The organism is Jeotgalibacillus sp. S-D1, from assembly GCF_004358665.1.
GTDB lineage: Bacteria > Bacillota > Bacilli > Bacillales > Jeotgalibacillaceae > Jeotgalibacillus.
In genome coordinates, this window is record NZ_SMZR01000034.1 from 1 (window position 1) to 1060 (window position 1060).

The window sequence follows — 1060 nt, forward strand, 5'->3', positions numbered from 1 at the left end:
CTCTAAATGCTGACCTGCACTTTTAAGCAATTTAAAATACGACTCGATGTGCCAACGCCAGTAATACCATTGACTCACCTCACCTGCAGGCACTTCATCGCCTTGCAGGTTGGTGAGTAGATACCAAGTGGCTAATAGTTTATCTTTGTTATCATAAATCCGGCTAACAACAAGCACTAGCGAGGTGGGCTCACCCTTGATAGGCGTCACTCTTTTGCCTGTGTTAGGATCAACTGCCTTAGGTTTGGCAGGACGTGTTAAAACAACATTGGCACGGGCTATGTATTGATGGGCAAGTCTGCCTTTATAACTTACTTGACGTTCATATTTAAAGTCGAGTTGTTCCGCTATCTGACTAGAGCGCTGAGATTTGCCTTTATAACTAAGGTAAGAGCCTGCTTTGGATCTGATGATAAAGTGATGGTTACCTTCCTCCCACTGGCGCATATGAAACGCTGAATCGGCTTCTCTATCAATAATATGAACCAAGGGCTTATCAAATCCCTGCTGGTCTAAATACTCAATGCGACTCGTTAATTCATTGAGGTGGGTTTGTTTGGTAGGCGTCTTCTGATAGCTGCTATGTACGCTATTTGCTGTAATGAGGTTTTGAGCCGGTGTGGCTACCATTGATGTCACTTACTAGGATACTTGATTGCAGTTCATATCCAACATCTGTTTTATGACTCATTGCATACGTATCTGTCTTATTGCTATGAGTTAAAGCTATCCGCGACCAGTCATGCATCACAAGCCCATAGCGTTTGCACTCCTCCCGACATCCTTGTAAGCTATTTTCAAGTAACGGCTTACTAAGCTCTTGATAGCTGATAGTGTCATTGTGAACAAATCGCCATAAAGCTTGGGTTTGAGCTAAACTACTTTGTGTATTAATACTGGCTTTCATACCCGCTTGTACTTTACTATTTGGATGAGTGTGATTGTGTACGAGTTGTTGATATCGTTTGATGAGCCTCGTATCTAGCTCCATTTTATCTATGCCATACTGGAAGATTCTATCATTCTTTTTTGCTCTTTTTAAGTTGTGTAGATACCTATG

1 protein-coding gene and 1 pseudogene are annotated in these 1060 nt (G+C 41.9%); both read right to left on the reverse strand.

Annotated elements, in window-relative coordinates; translation table 11 throughout:
• On the reverse strand, positions 1-630 hold a 630-nt coding region (locus E2R51_RS20540), incomplete at its 3' end, for a transposase (protein WP_165967284.1).
• Positions 590-1060 (reverse strand): annotated as a pseudogene (locus E2R51_RS20545) (hypothetical protein); the annotation flags it as partial. The pseudogene E2R51_RS20545 and the gene E2R51_RS20540, both read right to left, overlap by 41 nt.